This window comes from Streptomyces angustmyceticus (assembly GCF_019933235.1).
Lineage (GTDB): Bacteria > Actinomycetota > Actinomycetes > Streptomycetales > Streptomycetaceae > Streptomyces > Streptomyces angustmyceticus.
The window spans coordinates 5,167,648-5,190,758 of the sequence record NZ_CP082945.1; the positions used below are offsets into that span (position 1 = coordinate 5,167,648).

Annotated in this window: 18 protein-coding genes, 1 tRNA gene and 1 pseudogene; 12 read left to right on the forward strand and 8 right to left on the reverse strand. The window is 72.8% G+C overall.

Features of this window, described 5'->3' with window-relative positions:
- The first annotated feature begins 245 nt into the window (after positions 1 to 245).
- The gene (locus K7396_RS23195) at positions 246 to 1,058 is read left to right on the forward strand and encodes a PucR family transcriptional regulator (RefSeq protein WP_223660172.1); all 813 of its coding nucleotides are present in this window, start codon (positions 246 to 248) and stop codon (positions 1,056 to 1,058) included.
- 200 nt (positions 1,059 to 1,258) lie between these two features.
- Here K7396_RS23195 and K7396_RS23200 read toward each other — a convergent pair whose 3' ends face one another.
- The 3 genes from K7396_RS23200 to K7396_RS23210 form a co-directional block, all read right to left on the reverse strand.
- Entirely contained in the window at positions 1,259 to 2,737 is a 1,479-nt protein-coding gene (locus K7396_RS23200) for a DUF1996 domain-containing protein (RefSeq protein WP_086716640.1), read from the reverse strand.
- A 150-nt stretch (positions 2,738 to 2,887) separates the two neighbouring features.
- Positions 2,888 to 3,535: a DUF4142 domain-containing protein gene (locus K7396_RS23205; protein ID WP_086716641.1), complete on the reverse strand. Its 648-nt coding sequence runs from the start codon at positions 3,533 to 3,535 to the stop codon at positions 2,888 to 2,890.
- Positions 3,536 to 3,746: 211 nt separating this feature from the next.
- The gene (locus tag K7396_RS23210; protein WP_086716642.1) at positions 3,747 to 5,642 is read right to left on the reverse strand and encodes an AMP-dependent synthetase/ligase; all 1,896 of its coding nucleotides are present in this window, start codon (positions 5,640 to 5,642) and stop codon (positions 3,747 to 3,749) included.
- 161 nt (positions 5,643 to 5,803) lie between these two features.
- Here K7396_RS23210 and K7396_RS23215 point away from each other — a divergent pair, with 161 nt between their 5' ends.
- The 3 genes from K7396_RS23215 (at position 5,804) to K7396_RS23225 (ending at position 8,263) form a co-directional block, all read left to right on the forward strand.
- Complete coding sequence (locus K7396_RS23215; RefSeq protein ID WP_086716643.1) at positions 5,804 to 6,109, forward strand: DUF6412 domain-containing protein; 306 nt, start codon at positions 5,804 to 5,806, stop codon at positions 6,107 to 6,109.
- A 98-nt stretch (positions 6,110 to 6,207) separates the two neighbouring features.
- A complete protein-coding gene (locus K7396_RS23220; RefSeq protein ID WP_086716644.1) occupies positions 6,208 to 7,266 on the forward strand; it encodes a YidC/Oxa1 family membrane protein insertase in 1,059 nt (352 codons plus the stop codon).
- Between the two features lie 139 nt (positions 7,267 to 7,405).
- Positions 7,406 to 8,263: a fumarylacetoacetate hydrolase family protein gene (locus K7396_RS23225; protein WP_086716645.1), complete on the forward strand. Its 858-nt coding sequence runs from the start codon at positions 7,406 to 7,408 to the stop codon at positions 8,261 to 8,263.
- A gap of 437 nt (positions 8,264 to 8,700) precedes the next feature.
- Here K7396_RS23225 and K7396_RS23230 read toward each other — a convergent pair whose 3' ends face one another.
- Positions 8,701 to 9,816 carry a Gfo/Idh/MocA family oxidoreductase gene (locus K7396_RS23230; RefSeq protein ID WP_086720803.1) on the reverse strand — a complete coding sequence of 372 codons (1,116 nt, stop codon included), beginning with the start codon at positions 9,814 to 9,816 and terminating at the stop codon, positions 8,701 to 8,703.
- Between the two features lie 56 nt (positions 9,817 to 9,872).
- Between K7396_RS23230 and K7396_RS23235 the strand changes: the two genes are divergently transcribed.
- Positions 9,873 to 11,009 carry an ROK family transcriptional regulator gene (locus K7396_RS23235; protein ID WP_086720804.1) on the forward strand — a complete coding sequence of 379 codons (1,137 nt, stop codon included), beginning with the start codon at positions 9,873 to 9,875 and terminating at the stop codon, positions 11,007 to 11,009.
- Here K7396_RS23235 and K7396_RS23240 read toward each other — a convergent pair.
- Positions 10,996 to 11,162, reverse strand: a pseudogene (locus K7396_RS23240) (GntR family transcriptional regulator); the annotation flags it as partial. The gene K7396_RS23235 and the pseudogene K7396_RS23240 sit on opposite strands and share 14 nt — an antisense overlap.
- Between K7396_RS23240 and K7396_RS23245 the strand changes: the two are divergent.
- The 5 genes from K7396_RS23245 to K7396_RS23265 all read left to right on the forward strand — a co-directional run bounded on the left by K7396_RS23245 (position 11,155) and on the right by K7396_RS23265 (position 15,273).
- Positions 11,155 to 11,400: a hypothetical protein gene (locus tag K7396_RS23245; RefSeq protein ID WP_167392826.1), complete on the forward strand. Its 246-nt coding sequence runs from the start codon at positions 11,155 to 11,157 to the stop codon at positions 11,398 to 11,400. The pseudogene K7396_RS23240 and the gene K7396_RS23245 sit on opposite strands and share 8 nt — an antisense overlap.
- A gap of 141 nt (positions 11,401 to 11,541) precedes the next feature.
- Positions 11,542 to 12,321 (forward strand): HAD-IIA family hydrolase, encoded by a 780-nt coding sequence (locus K7396_RS23250; RefSeq protein ID WP_086720805.1) that lies wholly within the window; start codon positions 11,542 to 11,544, stop codon positions 12,319 to 12,321.
- A gap of 499 nt (positions 12,322 to 12,820) precedes the next feature.
- The gene (locus K7396_RS23255; RefSeq protein ID WP_170314264.1) at positions 12,821 to 13,123 is read left to right on the forward strand and encodes a hypothetical protein; all 303 of its coding nucleotides are present in this window, start codon (positions 12,821 to 12,823) and stop codon (positions 13,121 to 13,123) included.
- Entirely contained in the window at positions 13,113 to 14,051 is a 939-nt protein-coding gene (locus tag K7396_RS23260) for a sortase domain-containing protein (protein WP_174886875.1), read from the forward strand. Before K7396_RS23255 ends, K7396_RS23260 begins: the two co-directional genes overlap by 11 nt.
- Before the next feature lie 142 nt (positions 14,052 to 14,193).
- Complete coding sequence (locus K7396_RS23265; RefSeq protein ID WP_086720437.1) at positions 14,194 to 15,273, forward strand: glycoside hydrolase family 6 protein; 1,080 nt, start codon at positions 14,194 to 14,196, stop codon at positions 15,271 to 15,273.
- 168 nt (positions 15,274 to 15,441) lie between these two features.
- Here the strand turns inward: K7396_RS23265 and glxA are convergent, their stop codons facing one another.
- From glxA to K7396_RS23280, 3 genes are all read right to left on the reverse strand, one after another.
- On the reverse strand, positions 15,442 to 17,394 hold the full coding sequence (gene glxA / locus K7396_RS23270; protein ID WP_086720436.1) for a radical copper oxidase GlxA: 1,953 nt from the start codon (positions 17,392 to 17,394) through the stop codon (positions 15,442 to 15,444).
- A complete protein-coding gene (locus tag K7396_RS23275) occupies positions 17,391 to 19,391 on the reverse strand; it encodes a glycosyltransferase family 2 protein (protein WP_086720435.1) in 2,001 nt (666 codons plus the stop codon). Before K7396_RS23275 ends, glxA begins: the two co-directional genes overlap by 4 nt.
- 1,289 nt (positions 19,392 to 20,680) lie before the next feature.
- Positions 20,681 to 20,754: transfer RNA gene (locus K7396_RS23280), tRNA-Lys, on the reverse strand.
- A gap of 458 nt (positions 20,755 to 21,212) precedes the next feature.
- Here K7396_RS23280 and K7396_RS23285 point away from each other — a divergent pair.
- The gene (locus K7396_RS23285) at positions 21,213 to 21,632 is read left to right on the forward strand and encodes an SsgA family sporulation/cell division regulator (protein WP_223660173.1); all 420 of its coding nucleotides are present in this window, start codon (positions 21,213 to 21,215) and stop codon (positions 21,630 to 21,632) included.
- Positions 21,633 to 21,649: 17 nt separating this feature from the next.
- Positions 21,650 to 23,053, forward strand: a complete 1,404-nt coding sequence (locus tag K7396_RS23290; protein WP_223660174.1) for a hypothetical protein — start codon at positions 21,650 to 21,652, stop codon at positions 23,051 to 23,053.
- Positions 23,054 to 23,111: the final 58 nt, after the last annotated feature.

Genomic DNA, 23,111 nt, shown 5'->3' on the forward strand with positions numbered 1-23,111 from the left:
CGATGTGTGATCTCCTGAACCGCATCTGGTCGCGTCCCCGAGGTGAGTGGAACCGGGTAGTCAGAAATGAACTTCCGGATCTCGCCGACAAGTTGGTCGCGGAGTTGCAACGCGGATTTCCCGCATTGTCCGCACTTCTCGGGGATACTCCCGTAGAAGAGGCACAATGGGCGCTTGAACAGGCCTTGCTGACAGTTCTTGGGTACCAAAAAGAGTCGGAGAGTAAACCTAGGGCGGTACCGTCCGTGGTCACTCCGATGCCGGTGGCCCGGGCCCGCCAGGACCTGTTCGACGTGCTCGCCGGGCAGCGGGAGCTGCCGGAGGAGGGACTGAACGAGCTGGCCCGCGCGGCCGGCTGGCCGGTCCCCGAGACCCTCCAGGCCGTGGTCCTCGCCACCCCCGTCGAGGCCGCCCAGCTCGCCGCCGCGCTCGGCCACGCCCTCATCGGCTCCGTCGACGGGTACACCTGCCTGTTCGTCCCCGACCCGGCCACCCAGACCCGGGCCCGCCTGGAGGCGGCGCTCAAGGGCCGGCCGGCCGCGGTGGGACACGTCGTACCGGCCACCGACACCGCCTCCTCGCTGCGTTGGGCCCGGTACCTGCTGACGCTGGCCCCGGGCCGGGTCGGCCCCGAGTCGCGGCCCGCGTTCGTCGACGACCACCTCTCCGCGCTGCTGCTGCTCCAGGACGAGTCGCTGGCCGACGCGCTGACGTCCCGCTGGCTCGGCCCGCTGGAGGAGCTGACGCCCCGGCAGAGCGAGCGCCTCGAAGTCACCCTGCTGGCGTGGCTGGAGGGCGGCGGCGCCCCCGAGGCGGCCAAGCTGCTGCATGTGCACCCCCAGACGGTCCGCTACCGCCTGCGTCAGATCGAGAAGCTCTTCGGCCCGGTGCTGCGCGACCCGCGGACCCGCTTCGAGCTGGAGATGGCGCTGCGCAGCCGCCGGCTGATGGCGCACGTCCGCAGCTACCGCGCACGCGCCGGCCGCCGCGCACGGGCCGTCGCCTCGTCCATACGCCCGCTGGGCATGGCCCGCGAGGCCCGCGTCAACGGTCTTTGAGGACCGACGGTTGACGCACCGCGCCCGTTGAACTGACGGCCCGCCGGTACGGCACGAGCCCTCCGGTACGGCGAGCGAAGACCGGCGCAGAGCGGCGGCCCCGACCCCCGGGAATCCGGGTCGGGGCCGTCGCTCTGTCACGGCCCGGTGCCCGTGAAGGAGCCCCTCGGGGAGATCTCCCCGAGGGGCTCACGGTGTCCTCAGTCGCACTTGCGGCCGCTGTTGATGCACTCGACGGCCTTGCTCATCAGGTCGTCCTGCATCACGTTGATGAAGTCACCGTGGTCCGTGACGGGTTTGTGCAGCTGCTCGGGGAAGCTGTCCACCGCGAAGCTGGCGCCCTGCGGGACGTCGTAGGTGACCCGTTCCACGAGCTGCGGCACCGCCTTGAAGCCGTTGGGGCAGGTCCCGTTCTGGTCCGAGAACGCCATGTGGTCGCGGTGGTTGGCGCTGTCGGTCTGCCGCCCGTCCCAGCAGTTCTGGAAGGCGAAGGTGCGCACGACCTGGGAGCCGTTCGGGCAGAGCGGGTACTTGTCCTTCAGCTGACGGTCCTCGAATCCGGTGCAGCTCCAGGACGCGTTGGCGTTCTTGGTGCCGTTGGTGAACGCCTTGGCGTCGCCGGTGATGATGCGCAGGAAGCGGGGCATCGCCTCGACCTGTCCCGCCTGGCTTCCGCGGTAGGTGAGGGTCACCGTGGCCGGGGTCAGCACCGATCCGACGTTGGCGTCCTGTGCGGCGCCCGGCTTCTGCTCGGCGTTCCCGTCCAGCTTGCGCAGCACCGGCCAGTAATAGGTCGACTGGTCGCCGTTGGTGCAGGTCGTGTCCGAGGCGGCCAGGGACTGGTCGGTGGAGTTGCCGTCGGTGGTCTTGTTGCCGACGTAGTCGTGGGTGTGGTGGGCGCCGTTGCTGACGCCCGGGGTGACGATGACGTTGTCGGAGTTGAAGTGGCCCTCCTCGTTGCGGCCGCACTCCGTGGTGAAGGTGCCGGTCGAGGCGTTGCCGCCCTGGGGGGCGGCGAACGGCGGCTGGTCCGCGTTCGGCTGGACGTTGTTGATGTCGACGAAGTCGTCGGGGGAGGGGCCGCCGGCCTGGCCTTGCTGGCCGCCGTTCTGGTTCTGGCCCTGGCCGCCCTGCTGGTTCGGGTCCTGGGTCTGCTGGCCCTGCTGGTCCTGGCCCTGCTGCTGCCCCTGCTGGTCCTGGGTCGGGTTCTGCCCCTGGTACCAGCCGTCCTGCACGGACTTCGTGGAGTCGCTGCCGCCGGCTCCGGCGCCCTCGTTCACGGGCTTCATGGTGCAGCCGCTCATCTTCAGGAGATAGCCCGGCCGCTTGCTGTGCTTGGCGATCGCGGTGACCATCATCTTGATGGTCCGCTCCCGCTGCGTCTTGAGCGGGGAGAGGACCGCGCTGCTGCCGCTGCCGCTGCTGCCGCCCATCATCTTGTGGTACGCGTCGTGCACCTGCCGGTCGAGCGTGGACAGCCCCTTGGAGACCGGGAGCTGGGCGCTGCGCGGGACGGAGCGCAGCCGCTCGCCCACATCGGGGCAGGAGATGGTGAAGGCGGCGGACGCGGTGTGCTGGTGGCCCGTCGTGCCCGGGGTGTTGTTGCCCGCCAGCGCCGTGGTGGCGTAGGCCGCCAGCCCGCCGCCGCCCAGCAGGAGGGCGGTGGCGCCGATGAGCATTCTGTTCGTCAAACGCGAGCGTTTATGGGCCTGTTGCCGTTGCCTCATGAGATCACTTCGCTTCGTCCGATGTGAGGGGTGTCGTCCTGGTCGGTTGCACAGGGGTCACAGGGGTGGTGGGCGGATCCGCGGAACCGGGAGGGCGCGCGGTCAGCTGGTGTGCAGGGTGTTGAAGTCGACGTTCCCGGTCTTCTCCAGGACCGTGATGTGGTCCAGCACGACGCTGTTGGCGCGGTCCGCCAGGGCCCGCACCACCGTGTTCTTGGTCTGATCGCGGACCAGGGCGATCAGCCCGAAGACCTTGCCGTGGGCCCGGCGCAGCAGCTCGGCCATCGTCGCGTCGAACTCCTTGCCCTGGGCGGCCTTGATCTGCCCGAGCCAGCCCTGCTGGGCGGCGTTGGGCTCGGTGGGCAGGGCGATGCCCAGCGCCTGGCCGGCCTCGTTCGACCGCCGGTCCAGCTCGGTGTGTCCCGCCACCAGATGGTTGCCGGCCGTGCGGACCGCGGCGGTCGTCCCGCGCTGCTGGGCCATCCGGCCCGAGGGCAGCTCCCACAGCCCGGCCAGCTTGACCTTGCGCACGAAGTCGCGGTCCATCGCGGTGAGCGGGCCGTAGCGGGTCTCGACCGTGCCGCCGCCGTCGTCGTCGTACGTGAGCGTGGTGGTGGCCGCGGCCGCGGACTCGCCGAAGAGCTGGACGGGCAGCAGCAGCGCCGCGAGCGTGGCCACGAGCGCGGCTACCACCAGTCCGGTGGCGATGGTCCGCCCGGATGTTGCGGAATTGCTGAGGATGGACCGCACACGGCCTCCCGGTTCGTCACTACTGGAATCCCACCGGACGCTAAGTGCCGTACCGGCCCCGCGGGCCGGGGTCCTCACCCCTGGACAAATAACGGCCGGGCCCGCCGCGGCACTGCTACGGTGCCGCGTGCGGGCCCGGCCGGGGGAACGGGTGACGTGCGCCGGCTTTCCGTATGCCCGGCCGGGCCCGTCCAGCCCGTGCGCGCCGCGTTCAGCGCGCGTACAGCCCCGCCGCGGCCCATCTGCGGCGGTCGCGCCGGGTACCGGGCTCCTCGCGCTTGCCCTCCGCGTACAGGGCGTCGATCTCCGCCGCGTACGTCCGCACGATCGCCGCCCGCCGCAGTTTGAGCGACGGCGTCATCAGCCCGGACTCCTGGCTGAACTCCTCGGGCAGCACCCGGAAGGCGCGGATCGACTCGGACCGCGACACCGACGCGTTCGCGCGGGCCACCGCCCGCCGGACCTCCGCCTGCAGCTGCTCCTCCGGCGACGGCGCGGTGCTGCCCGGTCCCGGCTCGTCGCGCAGCCCCCGCCAGTGCGACAGCGCCTCGGGGTCCAGCGTGATCAGCGCGGTGACGTAGGGCCGGTTGTCGCCGACCACCACGCACTGCGAGATCAGCGGATGGGCGCACAGCCGCTGCTCCAGGCCCTGCGGGGCCACGCTCTTGCCGTTGCTGGTGATGATGACGTCCTTCTTGCGGCCGGTGATGACGAGGTAGCCGTCCTCGTCCAGGTGGCCCAGGTCGCCGGTCGGCAGCCAGCCGTCGTACAGCCCGCTGCCCGGCGCGCCGTCCTCGTCGAGGTACCCGGCGAACACCACCGGGCCGCGCACCCACACCTCGCCGTCCAGCGCCAGGTGCACCGCGCTGCCCGGCAGCGGACGGCCCACCGTCCCGAACCGCACCCTGCCGGGCGGCTGCACGGTGATCGCGCCGCTGGTCTCCGTCAGGCCGTAGCCGTCGTAGACGGTGATGCCGATCCCGGCGAAGAGCAGGCCCAGTTCGCGGAAGAGCGGCGAGCCGCCGGAGACCGCGGTCCGCACCCGGCCGCCCAGCGTCTCGCGGATGCGCGCGTACACCAGCCGGTCGTAGAGCGCGTGCCGGGCCCGCAGGAACGGGTCGGGCCCGCGCCCGCCCCGCCCCTCCTCGGCGAGCGCCTCCGCGTAGCGCACCGCCACCGTCATCGCCGCGTCGAACGTCCGCAGCCGGCCCGCGGCTTCGGCGGCCAGCCGGGCGCGGGTGCAGATCTTCTCGAAGACGTACGGCACCGCGAACAGGAAGGTCGGACGGAACGACGCGAGGGCCGGCAGCAGCTCCTGCGAGGCCGCGTCGGGCTGGTGGGCGAGCTTCACCCCGCCGCGCAGACAGGCGACTTGCACCATCAGCCCGTAGATGTGCGCGAACGGCAGGAAGGCCAGCAGCGAGGGGCGCTCGCCGGGCGGGGCCAGCAGCCCGCCCCAGCCCGCGTACAGGGTGTCGCACTCGGCGGCGAGATTGGCATGGGTGATCACACAGCCGCGCGGGCGCCCGGTGGTCCCCGAGGTGTACACGATGGCCGCGACGCCGTCCGGGGAGACCGCGTGCCGCAGCCGGTGCACGTCCGCCTCCGGCAGCCGGGTGCCCTCCTCCGCCAGCCGCCGGACGCAGTCCAGGTCCAGCTGCCACAGCCGGCGCAGCGCGGCCTCCTCGTCGCAGGCCTCGGCCACGGTCATGGCCTGCGCCTCGTTCTCCACCACGATCGCGGTGACCCTCGCCCCGACCAGGATGCAGCGCAGCTGCTCGGCCGAGGCGGTCGGATAGACCGGTACCAGCTGTCCGCCGATCGCCCACAGCGCATAACTGAACAGCGTCCACTCGTAGCGCGTACGGGACATCAGCGCGACGCGGGTGCCCGGCCGCACCCCGTCCGCCAGCAGCCCCCTGGCCAGGGCCATCACTTCGTCCCGGAACTCCGCCGCGGACACCTCCTGCCAGCCGCCGGGTGTCCGGTCGTCGCGGCGTGCGAGCTGAGCGAAATCCGGCTGGTGGGTCGCGGTGTCGAATACGGAGTCGGCGAGACCGCCGGTCCGCAGTGGAGCCGCCACGGCCGGAACGCTGATGTCGCGCACAGCACCTCCTAGGTGTTCCCCCTTGGTCCCCCTGGTCCTGCCGACGTCCCGACGGCAGGGGGGCAAGTTATCGGCCGGTCTCCCCGCTGCCCAGATCTGTGGCTACTCTTGAGCGGAAGCCGATAAGTCTTGACGACCGGACAACCCGAGGAGGGCGCCGGATGTACCGCATCGTCCAGGCATGGCGCCTGTACACCTCGGCGCTCCTGTTCGTCCTGGCCGGGTTCCTGCTCACGCAGACCGGGCTCACCACCGCGCTGACCGCCGCCGCGACCACCGGCGCGCTGCTGCTGCTGTGCCGCGCCTTCCTGATCGCGGCCCTCGCCCGGCCCGTACCACCCGGCCGGATCCGAACGGCCCTGCGCGACCGCGAGCGGCGCACGGCCTTCCTGCCGCAACGCGATCCCGACGCCGCCGGCCGCCCGCGCCCCCGAGCCCCGGGCCGTCCCCTCCCGACGGCCGCGTAGGCGCACGCTCCGGTCACCGCACCGCACCCCGCGTCCGCGCGACTCGTCACGCCGCATTCCTGTCTCCCGGCACGACGAGACCCGTGGAGGGCTCACCCATGTCCATGTTCGGCTTTCTCGGCGAGGCGCTGGCGCACGGCGCCGAGGCGATCGCCCCGCTCTTCGGCACCGCGGCCATGGCCGCCGCCATCGTCCTGTGCACCCTCGGCGTCCGCGCCGCCCTGCATCCGCTCGCCCGCGCCGCGGCCCGCGGCGAACAGGCCCGCTCGGCGCTCGCGCCGCGGATGGCCGAGCTGCAGCGCAAGCACAAGGGCAACCCCGAGCGGCTGCAGAAGGCGGTGTCCGAGCTGTACGCCGAGACCGGCTCCTCGCCGCTGGCCGGCTGCCTGCCGACCCTGCTGCAACTGCCCGTCTTCTTCGTGATGTACCACCTGTTCTCCACGGGGGGCGGCGGCCTCCAGGACCACACGCTGCTGGGGGCGCCGCTGGGCGGCCACTGGAGCCGGGCGCTGGCGGACGGCGGGGTGTTCGGGCCGCAGGGGCGGGTCTACCTCGCGCTGTTCGCGCTGATCGCGGCCGTCGCCACCTGGAACTTCCGGCGGGCCAGGGCCGCGGCGGCCGCGGCCCCGCAGCCGGCCGCGGGCGGCGCGGCGCTGCCCGGGATGTCCTCCCTGGCCAAGGTGATGCCGCTGCTGTCCTTCGCCACGCTGATCACCCTGGCCGTGGTGCCGCTGGCCGCCGGGCTCTACGTCGTCACCACGACGACCTGGACGGCGTGCGAGCGGGCGCTGCTGCAGCGGAACCGGGGGCGCGGCGAGCCGGCGGCGGCCGCCGCGAAGGCGCCCGCGGGCAAGCCGTCCCGCACCGCGGCGCGGGCCGCCGCCCCGTCCGGGGAGCGGACCCCCGCACCGGCTGACGGCACGTCGGGCGCCCGGGTCCCGCAGCAGCGCCCGGCGCCGCGCCGCACGGACGGGAAGGGCGGGCCGAAGACCCGCGCGGCCCGCCGGGCCGCGGCCCGCGCCCGGGCCAACTCCCGTGCGGGCTCCCGCACCGGGACCCCGGCCGACGGGGCGAAGCCGCAGGCGAAGGGCGCGGGCCGCGGCCGTACGGACGGTACGGACGCGGCTTCCGCGGCGATCGCCACCACCCCTCGGTAGCGGTCCAGTCCGTGAACGGGGTCTTGCGGACTGGACCCCGTTCTCGGAGGATCAACCAAATCGCTCGATGGCCGTCCCCCATCGGCCGGCCCGGGAAATCCCTTTCCGGGCCGACCCTTCGACCACGGGAGTGGAACCGATGAAGCTGCTGCGTGTCGGCACGGTGGGGGCGGAACGCCCGGCGCTGCTCGACGAAGCGGGGGTCCTGCGGGACCTGTCCGGCCTGGTGGGGGACATCGACCCGGCGCTGCTCGCGGACGACGCGGCACTGGCGCGCCTGCGCGCCGCCGCCGCCTCCGGCGAGCTGCCCGAACTCGACGCGGCCGGGCTGCGCACCGGCCCGCCGCTGACCGGGATCGGCAAGATCGTGTGCATCGGGCTGAACTACCACGACCACGCCAGGGAGACGGGGGCCGCGCCCCCCGAGGAGCCCATCCTCTTCATGAAAGCCCCGGACACCGTCGTCGGCCCCGAGGACACCGTGCTGGTCCCGCGGGGCAGCGCGAAGACCGACTGGGAGGTGGAGCTGGCGGTCGTCATCGGCCGCCGGGCCCGCTACCTGGAGAGCGACGAACAGGCGCTGGCGGCGGTGGCCGGCTACGCGGTCGCGCACGACGTCTCCGAGCGCGCCTTCCAGATCGAGCGCGGCGGCCAGTGGGACAAGGGCAAGAACTGCGAGACGTTCAACCCCCTTGGCCCGTGGCTGGTGACCGCCGACGAGGTCCCCGACCCGCAGGCCCTCGGCCTGCGCCTGTGGGTCAACGGCGAGCTGAAGCAGGACGGCACCACCGCCGAGCAGATCTTCCCGGTGGCCGAAGTCGTCCGCTACGTCAGCCAGTTCATGACCCTGCACCCCGGCGACGTCATCAACACCGGCACCCCGGCCGGCGTCGCCATGGGCCACCCGGACCCCAAGCCGTATCTTCGGGCCGGCGACGTGGTGGAGCTGGAGATCGACGGGCTGGGGCGACAGCGGCAGGCCCTCCGAGGGGCCTAGGTTTTTCCCACGTTTTTGGCTTTCCCGCCGTGGGGGTTTGTCGCCGTGGCGCCTGCGGCGGGCGGGTGGTTGGTGGGTGCGGTGACGGGCCTCCGGGGCCGGCCCGTCCCCTCCCGTTGGGGGAGTTGTTCAGGTGAGTGGGGGCGGGCGTCCGTAGGGCAGGTCAGTTGGGCTTCGCGAGGTGCAGTGGACCACCGACGGCCACCCCCACCAACCGTTTTTCCCACCCACCCACGGGAGGGGACGGGCCGGAGCGGGTGGGGGTGTCCGGACGTAAAGCGAAGCAGTCCGGACACCCCCACCCGCGCAGGCCCGTCACCGCACCCCGACAGCCCCGCGCAGCGGACCCGGCCCGCCGCCAGGCGCAACGGCGGGACAGCCAAAAGCGGGGCAGAGGCAAAGCGCAGCGGAACGTCGGGAAGACGAAAACGCGGGATTCAGCCCACGACCCGGACCGTGCAGCCTTCCGCGGCCGAGCGCCTCGCGGCCTCCAGGACACGCAAGGCGGCCGCGGCCTCGGTGGCGGTCACCGGAGGGCGGCCGCCCTCCCGCAGGGCCCGCGCGATCGCGGCGTAGTAGGCGGGATAGTCGCCCGGCAGCGTCGGCACCGGCTCGCCGCCGCCGGTCTGGGGGGACGAGCCGGCGCCGAGCCGGCCCCGGCGGGACTCCGGTTCCACGCCCCATTCGTCCTGCGCGTCGCCGGGCCGGCGGCCCTCGCGCAGGGCGGCCTCCTGCGGGTCCAGGCCGTGCTTCACGTAGCCGGCCCGGTTGCCCAGCACCCGGAAGCGCGGGCCGAGCATGGGGGTGGTGGCGCTCATCCACAGGTGGGAGCGGACGCCGTTGGCGTGGGTGAGGGCGAGGAAGGTGTCGTCGTCGGCCTCGGCCCCCGGGCGGCGGACGTCGGACTCCGCGTACACGGAGACGACCGGGCCGAAGAGGACCAGCGCCTGGTCGACGAGGTGGCTGCCGAGGTCGTAGAGCAGGCCGCCGATCTCGGCCGGGTCGCCGGACTCGCGCCAGCCGCCCTTGGGCCGCGGCCGCCAGCGCTCGAAGCGGGACTCGAAGCGGTGGACGTCGCCGAGCGCGCCGTCGTCGATCAGCTTGCGGACGGTGCGGAAGTCGTTGTCCCAGCGGCGGTTCTGGAAGACCGAGAGCAGCAGTCCGCGGTCCTCGGCGAGCGCGGCGAGCTTCTCGGCCTCGGCGGCGGTCGCGGCCAGCGGCTTGTCGACGACCACCGGCAGGCCGGCCTCCAGGGCGGCGGTGGCGAGCGGCACATGCGTCTTGTTGGGCGTCGCCAGCACGATCAGATCGAGGTCCGGGGCGCGGTCGAGCACCGCCTCGGGGGTGTCGACCGTACGGACCCCCGGGTGCTCGGCGCGGGCCTGCGCCTGCCGCTCGGGGCTGGCGGTGGAGACGGTGTCGAGCTGCAGGCCCTCGGTGGCCGCGATCAGCGGGGCGTGGAAGACCGAGCCCGCCAGGCCGTAGCCGATGAGGCCGGTGCGGAGCGGGCGGTGGGGGGCGGCGGTGCCGGTGGAGTCGCTCATCTCGCTCATGGGGCCCACTTAAGCAACGGTGTTGCCAAAGTGCAAGCGATGCGGACAATGGGTGGGTGAGCAGCGACGACCTCCCCCACGACGGCACCGCGGGCCCCCCGGGCGCGGGCCTGCCCGCCCTGCGCGGCCACAACGCCGCGCTGCTGCTCGGGCTGCTGCGCACGGCCGGCGGAGCGGGGGTCAGCCGCCGCGAGCTCGCCGACCGCACCGGCCTGACCCCGCAGGCCGTCAGCAAGATCACCGCCCGGCTGCGGGCCGACGGCCTGGCCGCCGAGGCGGGCCGCCGCGCCTCCACGGGCGGCAAGCCCGCCACCGTCCTGCGGCTGGTCCCCGACGCCCGGCATGCCGTCGGACTGCACCTGGACCGCGACGAGCTCACCGCCGTCCTGGCCGACCTCACGGGCGCGGCGGTCGCCGTCCGCCGCGCCCCGCTGGACTTCGCGGCGGGCGCCGGTCAGGTGCTCGCCACCGCCGGGCGCGAGGTCGCCGCGCTGCGCGCGCAGGCCGGCGGGCCGCCGGTGCTGGGCGCCGGGGTGGCCTGTCCCGGCCCGCTGGACCACACCACCGGCGTCCTGCACCGGGTCACCGGCGCGCCCCGGTGGGACGGCTTCCCGCTGCGCGAGGCGCTCGCCGAACGGCTCGGCCTGCCCGTCGTCCTCGACAAGGACACCAACGCGGCGGCCCTGGGCCTCGCCCAGGGGATACCGTCCGGCGCCGGCTCGTTCGGCTACCTCCATCTGGGCACCGGCCTGGGCGCCGGGCTCGTCCTGGACGGCGGCCTCTACCGCGGCCCGCGCACCGGCGCCGGCGAGTTCGGCCACCAGACCGTGCAGTGGGACGGGCCGCGCTGCGGCTGCGGACGGCGCGGCTGTATCGAGGCGCTGTGCCTGGCCGCGGTGGCCGACGGTGATCTGCCGCGCGCGGCACGGGCGTTGGGCGTGGGCGCCGCCAACCTCGTCGAGCTGCTGGACATCGACCGGGTGCTGCTCGGCGGCCGCACCGTACTGGCCCACCCCGACGGGTTCCGCATTGGCGTGGCCGAGGCCCTGGCGGCCCAGGCCCGCGCCCGCGGCAGGACCCCGGTGCCGGTGGAACTCGCCCGCGGCGGAGCCCGGGTGGTCGCCGACGGGGCGGCGGAACTGGTCCTGGCGCCGCTCTTCGGCCGCCGGCCGGGCGCCCTCACCCCGCCGTGAACTCGTACCGCAGCTCGTAGAGATGGCCCGCCTTGACCATCACCGCGTGGCCTCGATGGGCCGCTCGTCGTCGCTGCGGACGACGCGGAGCGTGCGCAGCACGGGCAGGTCGCCGGGCAGCCGCAGCGCGGTGAACCGCTCCTGGGTGGGCACGAACCGCTCCTTCCGCTCAACTGTGCTGCCTTTCCCGACAAGCAGCAAGATTGCCCATGCCCCTGCGGGCCTCCTTGTCCCTCTGCCGGGCCGTTTCCTGGCGATGCTCGACGAGCGGCAGGTGCCGGACGGTGAACTGCGCTTCCTCGCGGAGCGGCTGGTCGAGGCGTTGCGGGATGTGCTGCGGATCGCCGAGAGCCGGGGCGCCGGGTGTGGCGCGGCGGAAGATCCGGGGTGAGCGCGGGGGTCAGGGGTCCTGCCTGCTGACTTAGGGTGGGGGCGTCGGCCGTACGTACGACGGGTGGGCACTCGCGTGGGCCACGACGCGTGCGGGAGTCGGCCGGCGCCCCTGGTCATCACGTACGGCAGGAGTCCGGCAGTGGCAGAGCGCAAGCCGATCGAGTCATGGCTCACCGACATGGACGGCGTCCTGATGCACGAGGGCGTTCCGGTCCCCGGGGCGGACGCCTTCATCAAGCGGCTGCGCGAGTCGGGCAAGCCCTTCCTCGTGCTGACCAACAACTCCATCTACACCCCGCGTGACCTGCACGCCCGCCTGAACCGCATCGGGCTGGACGTGCCGTGGGAGTCGATCTGGACGTCCGCGCTGGCCACCGCCCAGTTCCTGGACGACCAGCGGCCCGGCGGCACCGCGTACGTCATCGGGGAGGCGGGCCTGACCACCGCCCTGCACGACATCGGCTACGTCCTGACCGACCACTCCCCGGACTACGTCGTCCTCGGCGAGACCCGCACCTACAGCTTCGAGGCGCTGACGAAGGCGATCCGGCTGATCAACGAAGGCGCCCGGTTCATCGCCACCAACCCCGACGAGACGGGCCCCTCCCCGCAGGGCGCGCTGCCCGCGACCGGCTCGGTGGCCGCGCTGATCACCAAGGCGACGGGCGTCGACCCGTACTTCGTCGGCAAGCCCAACCCGCTGATGATGCGGCACGGCCTCAACGTCATCGGCGCCCACTCCGAGACCTCGGCGATGATCGGCGACCGGATGGACACCGATGTGCTGGCCGGTCTGGAGGCGGGCATGGAGACCTTCCTCGTCCTGACCGGACTGACCCGCCCCGAGGAGGTCGACCGGCACCCGTTCCGGCCCTCCCGTGTCGTGGACTCGATCGCGGATCTGATCGACCTGGTGTGAGCGGGGGAGTGGGGGTGAGGGACGAGCGCTGGGAGGGGTGCGGGGTTAGCGGTGTGAGCGGGCCCGGCGGCGTCGTGGGCGGGTGAGGGGGAGGGGCGGGGTCCGGAGTGCCCGGCCTCTCGGTCCCTGAGGCCGTGGGCGCCCCCGACTGGCCCCGATGCCCCGGGCACCCACCCGAACGGCGCAGCCTCGGACCGCACCGGATGCGGCCGGGCTCGCGCGGGCGGACCTTCGGAGTTATCGGAGGTTCACCATGCGCTCTCGGCAACTTGCTCTCTGTGCCGCGGTCGCGGCTTGCGCGGTGACGACGCCGCCCGCGTACGGCGCTGACGCACGCGCCACCGGGACCGGAACGGTCTCCGTCAGCCCTGCCCCGGCCGCCCCCGGCACCCACCCGCACCGCGCCGTCCGGCAGGACGGTACGCGCCGCACGGTCTTCCTGGCGGGGGGCCCGGCGGGAAGGGCGGGGGCGGTGGGGACTGCGGGGGCGGCAGGAACGGTGGCAACGGTGGTGGAGGTCGGTGCCTCCGCCGCGGCTGCCGGCCCCGCGCCGGCGCCGGCCCTTCGCCCCGCTTCGGCCGTCGGCCCCGTTCGGGCCGTCCGTCCCGCTCAGGCCGTCCGACTCACCCCGGCCGTCCGTCCCGACGGGCCCGCCGAGGCGGCGCCGCGGCGGGAGCTGAGCAGTACGTCGGCGGTCGGCCTGGTGCTGGCCGGTGGCGCCGTCCTGGTCATCGCGGGGCAACTGCTCCGGCTCCGGCTGCGACTGCGCCGCGAGCGGCACGGGGACGCCGATGAGCACTGAGGAACAGGAGCGGGCCGGGACACCGGTCGGGGTGCCACCCCTGTCACCCCTGCCCGGCACCCACGTCGGCCACAGCGCTCACGGCATCCTCACCCCTCCTGCCGTCCCACCCGGCCCCCGCCCCCAAGCGAACCCCCAAGCCCAGCCCCAGCCCCATCACCACACCCACCACTACGCCCCCGCCTCCACCCCCAGTCGCGGCCCCGGCTCCACCACCGGAAAGCTCTTCGCCGGGGTGGCCTGGGCCGTGCTGTTGCTGGGGCTGTGGTTGTGGGGGCGCGACGTGGCGGACGGGATGGCCGCGCGGCTCGCCACCACCGGTGATGTCGCCGCCGTGGGGCGCCCGTTGGGCCGCCAGGCGCCTCCGCACGCGCACGCCCCGGTGCCCGCCGCCGCGAACGCGGCGCCCGTGAGCCTCACCATCGACGCACTCGGCATACAGGAGGGCGGCATCGCCGCACGCGGCCTCGACGAGGACGGCCTCCTCACCCCGCCCCCGGACGCCTCCCCGGACCTCGTCGGCTGGTACGCCGGAGGGCCGCGGCCGGGCGAGGCGGGCGCGGCGCTGCTCGCGGGCCGGGCCGGCGCCGACCGCGACCCGGGCGCCCGGCGGGGCGTCGTCCACCGGCTGACCGCCCTCACGCCGGGCGAGCGGGTGGACATCCGGCGTTCCGACGGCAGCACCGCGCGCTTCGCCGTCGAGGACGTCCAGCTCTACGACCGTGACCGGTTCGACGCCCGCAAGGTCTACGCCGCACGCGGCCGGGGCCGTTCCGAACTCCGCCTGATCGTGGACGGCGGCAGCGGCGGCAGCGGCGGCAGCGGTGCCCGTGCCGGCGGGGGAGCGCGCGGCGGCGGGTCCTCGAACGTCGTCGTGGTGTCGGCCTACTTGACGTCCCTTCAGAAGGCGGACGCGGCGGGCCGCTGAATCATCACGAACCCCGTTCGTCAAGCGTCTTAGCAGCCTGTGGACAGCCCCTCCACAGGCCGGCCCCGGGCAAAGGGCCGTGTGCCACGATGGTCGGGCCGGCGGTCCCCGCCGGCGGTGCCCGATGTGCGAGGGGGAGTGGATGTACGGCGATCTGCGACGGATGGCCGGGGTCGGTCCGCCGGGCGGACCCCGCGACGGCCGGCGGCGCACCGTGCGTGCCGGGGCGGCATCGACGACGGCAGCCGTGGGCGCACTGGCGCTGCTGCTGCTCGCCGGATGCTCCTCGCCGGGCGACGGCGACGGCAGCGTGCCGGCCAAGCCGGGCCAACGCCCCAAGTCCGTCGCGCCGTTCTGGGTCAACCCGGACAGCAAGGCGGCCCGCCAGGTCTCCGACTACGGCGACGAGGGCAGGACAGCGGACGCCCGCCTGGCCAACAAGATCGCGTCGCAGCCGGTCGCGGAGTGGATAGGCGTCGACGACCCGGAGGGCGAGGCGCGGGGCTTCACCCAGGCCGCCGCCAAGGCCGACCGCGAGGCGCTGCTCGTGCTCTACAACATCCCGCACCGCGACTGCGGCCGCTACTCCCAGGGCGGCGCCGCCGACGGCAACGCGTACCGGTCCTGGCTGGACGGCGTGCTCAAGGGCATCGGCGACCGCGCCACCACCGTCATCCTGGAGCCCGACGCGCTCCCGCACATCGCGGACAAGTGCACCCCGCAGCAGTTCCACGAGGAGCGCTACGCCCTGCTGACGGAGGCGGTCGGCAAGCTGAAGGCGCTGCCGCACACCAAGGTCTATCTGGACGCCGGCAATCCGCACTGGATCAAGGACCCGGGCCAGATGGTCGAACCCCTCAAGCGGGCGGGCATCGACCGCGCCGACGGCTTCGCGCTGAACATCTCCAACTACCAGACCACCGCGGAGAACACGAAGTACGGCAAACGGCTGTCGGCCATGGTCGGCGGCAAGCCCTTCGTCATCGACACCAGCCGCAACGGCAACGGCCCGGCTCCCGGCGGCGACGACCCGGAGAACTGGTGCAACCCGCCCGGCCGCGCCCTGGGTACCCCGCCGACCACCAAGACCGGCGACCCGCTGATAGCCGCCTACCTGTGGATCAAGCGCCCCGGCGAGTCGGACGGCACCTGCAAGGGCGGCCCCAAGGCCGGTGCCTGGTGGCCCAAGTACGCCCTGGGGCTGGCCCGCAGCGCGGAGTAGCGCCGGATCGTCCGCGCGGCCCGGCGGCCATGCTCCCGCGTCGGGGCCCGGGCCGTCGCGCCCACACCGACCGCCGGCGGTTTGCCTTCACGCACGGCGGGAGGGCTCACCCGAGGCAAGCCCTCCCGCTCCCGGCCCCTCCCGGCCCGCTGTGGCGTGCGGCGGCGCCTACGCGCGCCCCGCCGTGACCTTCACCCACACCGCCTTCGACGGGGTGCCGTGCCCGTCGACCGCGTTCAGCATGTACCACCCGGGCGGCACCAGCGACGGGTCCTTGGGCAGGGTGACCGTCACCCCGTTTCCGTCCTTGGCCACCGTGAAGTCCAGGGCGATCGAACGCTGTTCGACGTTGGTGACATGGGTGAACGAGCCGGGGCGCATCAGCCGCATCTTCTTGATGCCGGCCGCGTGCGGGGCGGCGTAGGCCGTGCTGCTGCCGAGCGAGAGCGTCTTCGGGCCCTTGTCCGTCAGCTCGGGACGCGACTTCCGGTAGAGGTAGGGCGGGGTGTAGAGGTCGATCTGCTGCTGGAAGACGCCCGGCTTGGTGTTGTCCTTGTCGGCGTAGAGCGAGTCGGAGCCGAAGGTCATCACCCGGCCGTCGGGCAGCAGCAGCGCACCGGAGTGGTAGTTGCGGCCCACCAGCGGATCGGCCACCTCGCGGGCGGAGTTGGTGGACGGGTCGTACAGCTCCGCCTTGAGGACGTTGGAGGCGCTGCGGCCGCGGTAGTCACCGGAGCCGTTCGTGGTCAGCACGGTGTCGTCCGGCATGATCACGCTGCTCGGGTAGCGGGCCTTCGCGTACAGCGGCGGCCCGTCCTTGAAGCGCGGCGACGGGGCGTGCAGGTCCACGATGCGGGTCTTGTCCGTGGACTTCGGGTCCTCGCCGACACCGCCCCCGCCCAGCACCATGTACCGCTGTTCCTGGGCCGGCGGCAGCAGCACCGACATCGATGTCTCCAGGATCTTCGGGTCGCTCATCCCGGGCACGACCTGGAACTTGTTGGACTTCAGGTCCCAGATGCCGGGGGTGCGGCCGACGTTGTCCGGGCCGTAGCCGGCGTTGGAGCCGGTGTAGAAGATCCGGCCCTGGTCGGTGAGGAAGAGCGCCGGGTAGGTCGGGAAGAAGCGCCGCTTGGGCAGGTAGGTCCACTTCTTCGTCTTCGGGTCGTAGATCTCCTGCTTGCCGGGGACGACCTGCCCGATCTCGTCCAGCCCGGAGACGGAGAGGACCTTGCCGTCCTGCAGGGTGGTCAGCGTCGGATACCAGCGGGCCTCGTTCATCGGGTCCACGGGGATGTAGCGCTCGGCCACCGGGTCGAACTCGAAGGAGTCCTTGATCCCCTGGAAGTCCTTCTTGTCGAACGACAACTTCTGCGCGATGCCGTAGAAGTTGTGGGCGTCCGCGCCGGTCAGGCCGTGGATGCGGTAGTTGTCCTGGGAACCGGTGGAGTGCGAGCGGCCGTCCTTGAGGGCCTCGACGTAGACCCGGGCCTCGCTGTGCACCACGGTGACCTTGCCGGTCGCCGGGTCGGTCCTCTTCTTCGCGCGGGGCACCACGACCGGGTCCTTGGAGGCGAAGGTCTTGCCGTTCTTCTTGCCGGTGAACAGCGTGCCGGCCGGGAACGTCTTCGGGCCGTCCGGGTCCTCGTTGTAGACGATCATCAGGCCGCCGGCCTTCTTCACGTCGCCGTTGAGCTTCTCGTAGCGCTGGGTGCCGCCGGCCACCAGCAGCTTGCCGTCCGGGAGCTGGGTGTGCCCGGAGCAGAAGAGGTCCTTGGGCGTGGGGATGTTCTTGAAGGTGTTCTTCTCCGGATCCCACAGGACCGTACGGAACGACTTGGCCCTGAAGTTCGCCGCGTTGTTGCCGGAGCCCGCGACCAGCAGCACCTTGCCGGTGTGCAGCAGGGCCGCGTGGATGGTGTTGATGCGGTACTTGTCCGGCACGTCGACGGCGTCCCAGTGGCCGTTCGCCGCCTTGTACTCGGGCTTGTTGATCTCGTACTGGTGGTACTGCGCGGAGGCGAAGCTGTAGAGGGCCGGCCCGTTCATCGCGGCCAGCGCGAGCACCACGGCCGTCGCTATCGTCACTCTGCGGGTGCGACGGCTCGGACGGTACTTCATGTGTGACGTCCCCCAAGGGCGATCTGCAGGGTCTGTTCGGCGGGAAGGGCCGGGTCGGCGGGGCGGCCGGCCGCCTGGTCGGTGGCCTGGCCATGGGCCTGGTCGCGAGCCTGGTCAGAGCCCACGGGCGGGTCGGCGGACGGATCGGCCGGCTGGCCCCCCGCCTGCCCGGCGGCGGTTCCCGCCCCGCCGGCCGCCTCCCTCCGCTTGCGTTCCTCGCGCCGTACGGACACCCGCCAGGCGATGATCGGCGCGGCGGTGATCAGCATCGCGAGCGTGGCCCAGGTGACCATTGCCGGATGGCTGTGCCCCAGCACGAACGACGCGACCAGCGAGCCGCCGAAGACGAGCAGGAAGAACAGGTGCACCCGGAACGTCCCGAAGAGGGTGTCCGGGCTGGAGGAGTCGCCCTTCGGCGTGACCACGAACTTGCTCTTGCGGCGCAGCACCGTGTCGAACAGCGACCGGGCGTAGATCGGCGCGGACAGCGCGGACATCACCATGCCGGCGACCCCGCCGGAGCCCTCCGGCTCGTGCGGCGAGACGTTGTGCCGGCGGTTCCAGATGTACAGGCCGATCTGCAGCGCCGAGGCATTGCCGTAGAGCATCATCCACACCGCCGGGTCGATCTCCACGCCCGACGCCCCCAGCCCCAGGAACAGCGCGCAACTGAGCGCCGCCAGGATCCAGTTCAGCGCGGACATCGGGTAGAAGATCACCATCATGGTGTAGTTGAAGAGCCGGCCCGCCGGCAGGCTGAACGGCGCCTTCCAGAACTGCTTGAGGATCGTCTCGTACGTCCCGCGCGACCAGCGCAGCTGCTGGGTGAAGAAGTCGGTCCAGGCCGTGGGCCCCTCGCCGACCGCCAGCACGTCCGGGGTGTAGACCGAGCGCCACTTCCTGCCGGTCCGCGGGTTGCGGTGCCGGTGGATCTCGAAGCCGGTCGCCATGTCCTCGGTGATGGAGTCGTACAGCCCGCCGATCTGCTTCAGCGCGCTGATGCGTACGGCGTTGGAGGTGCCGACGAACATCGGCGCGCCGTAGCGGTTGCCGGCCCGCTGGATCAGCGCGTGGAAGAGGAACTGCTGGGACTCGGCGGCCTTGGTGACGAAGGTGTCGTAGTTGCCGTACACCTGCGGGCCGATGACGAAGCCGACGTCCGGGTCGCGGAAGAAGCCCAGCATCCGTTCCAGGTAGTTGGGCAGCGGGACGTGGTCGGTGTCGACGGAGGCGAAGTAGTCGTAGGCGTCGCCGTGCGCCTGCAGCCAGGCGTTGTAGTTGCCGTGCTTGGTCTTGGCGCGGTGCGGGCCCTTGGGCTGGTTCCACTCCGGGACGCCCTTGCGGCTGAAGTGGTGGACGCCCAGGCGCCGGCAGACCTCCTTGACCTCGGGGTCGTCGCCCTCGTCCAGCAGCCAGACGTGCAGCAGGCCGCGGTGCCGGATCTTGACCGCCGCCTCCAGCGTCTTCGTCACCATGGCGAGGGGTTCCTTGCCCGGCACGAACGAGGTCAGGAAGGCGACGCGGGTGCCGCTCTCGGGAATGACCGGCACGGGGTCGCGGGCGACGAGGGTGGCATGGGCGTTGGACAGCACGTTCATGCACCGGAAGAGCTCGATCAGACCGATCGAGACCAGCATGACGACGTCCAGCGCCGGGAGGAAGTCGTAGGCGGGGTAGTCGCGTTCGGTCCAGTGACTCGGCTGCATCAGCCAGACCAGCAGCCCGAACGAGACCAGCGGCGCGGCGCCGAGCAGCAGGGCCGCCCGTATGCGGTGCGGCTCGTCCGCGAGCAGCGAGCGGTAGCGGACCTGATAGGGCTTGTCCGGGTCGGGCCGGGTGAGCGGACCGGCCAGCCGGCTGTAGTGCTCGTAGTCGTAGCGCGGCAGCGGCTTGCGCTGGAGGCGCCGCTGCCAGTGCTGGCGCGGCACGCGCAGGCGCGTTGTGGCCGACGGGTCGTACGGGCGCTGCGGCCGGGAGCCGTCAGGCGGCGACGTCATGAGTCCATCCCCCCGCACGCAGCACCTGCTGCGTGCCGTCTGTGCTGATGGCCCGAGTCCGCGGTCCCCCGCGACCGACTCGGGCGCTTTGCTGTCGGCCGCCTGCACCGTCGGACGGTTGGCGGCCGTCCTCCGGTTGCGTATGCAACGCTGCCGCGATCCTGCCAAGCGGCGATTTCCCCGTGTTCACATCACGCCATCCGGCGTGCCCGGCTGTTCCCACTCGGCTGGATGCGGTCCTCATTTCGCCGAGTTACCAGGTCAGGGTCCCTAACGACCGTCCTGATGGCAAGAGTTGTCCAGGGAATTGTGTACGAGAGTGCGCAAGACGGGGCCGCGGGTGGCGCTGGGCACATCGCTTTGATACGGAACTACCGTCAATTTTCCCGCCGTCAGCGGATATCGGGGCAATGATTGCGGTGTCCTGGCTCTGGGTGTCCGGAGCAATCCGGCGCGTAAAGGGGGCCGTCCCGTAGGGGTATTGCCCGCACCGATCGACCGTCAACCGGCAAAGTCGGGCACCCCTTCGCGGGGGTGCGGACCGGCGCCTGGAGGAGGGTGCGGCTGCCGCTGCGACCCGAACGAACAGGCAGGTCAAGGCACTTGAGGGCGGCGCGGGTGCGACGCGGACCGGCGCCCGCGGGAATTCGCCGACGGGGCGGGGGAGCGGCTGATCCGTGGCGAGTCCGCCTCGTTTGCCGACTCCGGTGAAGTTACCCCCGCGTACGCCGATTTGGCCGAAGGTGTGGCTATTCCCCTGGGTAATCCCCGCGGTTTCGTCTCGGATGGCGGTGACCGACGGGGGAGTGCCGGGGTGCTTCTTCTGCGGGCCTCGCCGCCGGCATTTCGATGCCCCTGCGTGACGGCGCGGTCACCGGTTTGGTGGTGGGGGCGGCGGTCGCCGGCCGCGGTCCGGTCCGGGCGGGCCCGGAATAGAGGGAGGGGCGGGGCGATGGAACAGCGGGGCTTCGGGGTGGGGGTTCGCGGGAAAGGAAGAGGGGCTCGTCCACCTCATCGGTGCGCGATCGGGCAATTACCGTTTGTGATCGCAAGGAAAGCGGCCGGATGGGCCGCCGCCGAGCGGGCGATGGGGTGGGAGGAGTGGGGGCCTGAGCGGCCGAGGTGAGGGGGTGCCGTAAGGGGCGAGATCGGCGGGGGCGGGGTGCGTTGGTTGGTCATCCGTCCGGACGACCGCGTGCCTGGGCCGCGTGACCGGACCACGTGACGCGGCCGCGCGCCCCGACCACACGACTGAGGCCCCCCGCATGGCGAGGGGCCTCAGTCCTACGTGCGCCGCCAGGGACTCGAACCCCGGACCCGCTGATTAAGAGTCAGCTGCTCTAACCAACTGAGCTAGCGGCGCGCGCTGACCTGGAGAACTTTACACGAATTCCAGGGGTGCTCCGTACCGCCGCCCGCGCCGCCCCGCGCGCCCGGCCCGCGTGACCCACGCCACCCACCGCGACGTCCGTCCGGCCCGGCATACCGCACGAAAGGTTCACCCCATATGAGGCAAAAGTCCCTGCGTCCGGGGACCTTCGACTGGCGGCCGGCCCGCCGTGATCTGTGAGGATCGATTTCATGGCGTCCATGTCGGTAGATCACCAGTTGCCCCGTCAACATGCGATATGCCCTGCCGGTTGAGAGGCTGGGGCGAACGTCGGGACGGAAGAACGGAACACGCCCGGGGGTGCCGGGCCATGGCGTCCGTCACTCCTCCTCGCCCTCTTGCAACCCCACCCTCCACAGCAACGTCTGCCAGGACGCGCGCCCCGGACCGGGTCCCCGGGACTCGCCCCTCCGTCGGAAAGGTTGATCGTCATGGTGTCGACAGCCAAGCGCACCCTTGAGATGCAGCTCCTCCTCGGGCCGGACGAAGCAGTTCCGGTGGCCGGCCGGTTCAGCTATCGCAGTGACCGCCCGTACGAGGTCGAGGTCGCGTTCATCAGTCGTGGCCAGAAGGTGGCCACCTGGCTGTTCGCCCGTGATCTGCTGCTGGCGGGGCTGCACGACGAAGCAGGTGAGGGGGACGTGCGGGTGTGGCCCTTCCGCCGACCGGGGGCATCGCGCCGCGTGCACATCGAGCTGTCCACCGACGACAGCGTGTGCGAGCTGTCGGTGCGCGCGATCGAGCTGACTGCCTGGCTGGAGCAGACCACGGCGATTGTCCCGCCCGGCCATGAGGACCGCTATCTCGACATGGACACCCACCTGGCCCGGCTGTTCGCCGGGAAGTGCTGATGGGGGACAGGGCGATCATGACCACGACCACAAGCGCAAGCACGACGACGACCGGCACGATGACCACGCCCACGGGTGCGACCACGCCCATGGGTGCGACGCCGGACCCGAGCGCGGCGACGCACCCGGCCGCGGCCGCGCCGGGGACCGCGCCCGCCGCCAGGAGGGTGACCGGTGGCGCGGCCGGACCCGCGGAGGTGCCCGCGGCCAGGCGCGCGACGGCGGGCGGGGCAGTACCGGCGACGGGACCGGCCAGTGCGACCGGGCCGGCGAGCGCGACCGCGCCCACGGAGGAGCCGGCGACCGCTCCGGGCACCGGTATATCCGCCGACGCGCCCGGCATGCCGTCGGCCACCCCGGCCACCCCGGCCACCTCCGCCACCCCGCACGACCCCTGCACCCACGGCTTCCTGCCCGAGCGGCCGCCCGTCCGTTCCATGATCGGAACCTGGACCCGGCTGGACGCCATGGCGCGCGCGGCCGCCGTCGCGCCCGACCGGGAGACCGCCGTCGCGCTCGTCGAACGCGCCCATCGTGCCGAGGAGTTGTCCGCCCTGCGGCAGCGGGTCTCCCGCCTCTCCCTGCGCAACGCGGAGGCCGCCGCCATGCGGATCGCGGTGATCGCGGTCTCCTGCGGCTGGTGCGGCCTCGACCCGCAGGCGCCGGCCGCCCGCGAGGTCGCCGACGAGGCGTTCCTCGACCTGTGGGCGGCGATCGCGCACCGCATCGACCACGATCAGTTCGTCGCCCTGCCCACCCTCGCGCTCCACAACTGGGTCCCCGAACGCAAGCCCCGCCGCCACATCCCCATCGACCAACTGGCCCGCACCGAGGTGCTCGTGCCGATCGTCCGGTGGGCCCCGGAGGGGCAGCCGCTCAGCCGTCTGGACCGGCTCATGCTGGCCGCGACCCGCCTGGAGGCACACGGGATCTGGCTCTTCCGGCTCGCCGAAACCCTGGCGGGCCGGTCGCCCGACGACTCCTCCACCCCGACGGCGCTGCGCCGCCTGGTCCGCGTCCAGCACGCGCTGCGCGCCCAGCTCCTCGCCGAGGCGACGGATCTGACGGCCGCGCCCGCCACGCCGCAGCAGCGTGCGGTGCTCGGCGCGCTGGCCGAACAGGGCGCGCTGGAGCCGCCGGTCCTCCAGGCGGCCGAAGCGGTGCTCGGCATCGGCGGACGCCGGATGGGTGAGGGCAGGCGCCAGTTGCTGCGCCGCCATCTCCCGGCGCAGCACCGCGCCTGGCTCAGCGCGATGGACCGCCACTGCGCCCCCGTACGCACCCTCGCCCACCGCGGCGGCCCCGATGCTGCCGTCTACCGCGAGGCCCAGGAGTCCCTGATCGCCCTCCGCCGCACCTACACCGCGCTCGTACAGGCCGCCGCCCGGCCCGCCGCGCCCCCGCTCACCGCGGCGGCGTGACGCGCACCCGACCAGCCCCGGGCTGAGCCGCCGGCCCACCGGCCCACCGGCCCGACCC

What these genes read in the sequence shown, in the direction of transcription:
- K7396_RS23200 (WP_086716640.1), bottom strand. Translation starts at nt 2,737, where the DNA reads ATGCTCATCGGCGCCACCGCCCTCCTGCTGGGCGGCGGCGGGCTGGCG.
- K7396_RS23215 (WP_086716643.1), top strand. Translation starts at nt 5,804, where the DNA reads ATGTACCGCATCGTCCAGGCATGGCGCCTGTACACCTCGGCGCTCCTG.
- K7396_RS23220 (WP_086716644.1), top strand. Translation starts at nt 6,208, where the DNA reads ATGTCCATGTTCGGCTTTCTCGGCGAGGCGCTGGCGCACGGCGCCGAG.
- K7396_RS23225 (WP_086716645.1), top strand. Translation starts at nt 7,406, where the DNA reads ATGAAGCTGCTGCGTGTCGGCACGGTGGGGGCGGAACGCCCGGCGCTG.
- K7396_RS23230 (WP_086720803.1), bottom strand. Translation starts at nt 9,816, where the DNA reads ATGAGCGAGATGAGCGACTCCACCGGCACCGCCGCCCCCCACCGCCCG.
- K7396_RS23260 (WP_174886875.1), top strand. Translation starts at nt 13,113, where the DNA reads ATGAGCACTGAGGAACAGGAGCGGGCCGGGACACCGGTCGGGGTGCCA.
- K7396_RS23265 (WP_086720437.1), top strand. Translation starts at nt 14,194, where the DNA reads ATGTACGGCGATCTGCGACGGATGGCCGGGGTCGGTCCGCCGGGCGGA.
- glxA (WP_086720436.1), bottom strand. Translation starts at nt 17,394, where the DNA reads ATGAAGTACCGTCCGAGCCGTCGCACCCGCAGAGTGACGATAGCGACG.
- K7396_RS23275 (WP_086720435.1), bottom strand. Translation starts at nt 19,391, where the DNA reads ATGACGTCGCCGCCTGACGGCTCCCGGCCGCAGCGCCCGTACGACCCG.
- K7396_RS23285 (WP_223660173.1), top strand. Translation starts at nt 21,213, where the DNA reads ATGGTGTCGACAGCCAAGCGCACCCTTGAGATGCAGCTCCTCCTCGGG.
- K7396_RS23290 (WP_223660174.1), top strand. Translation starts at nt 21,650, where the DNA reads ATGACCACGACCACAAGCGCAAGCACGACGACGACCGGCACGATGACC.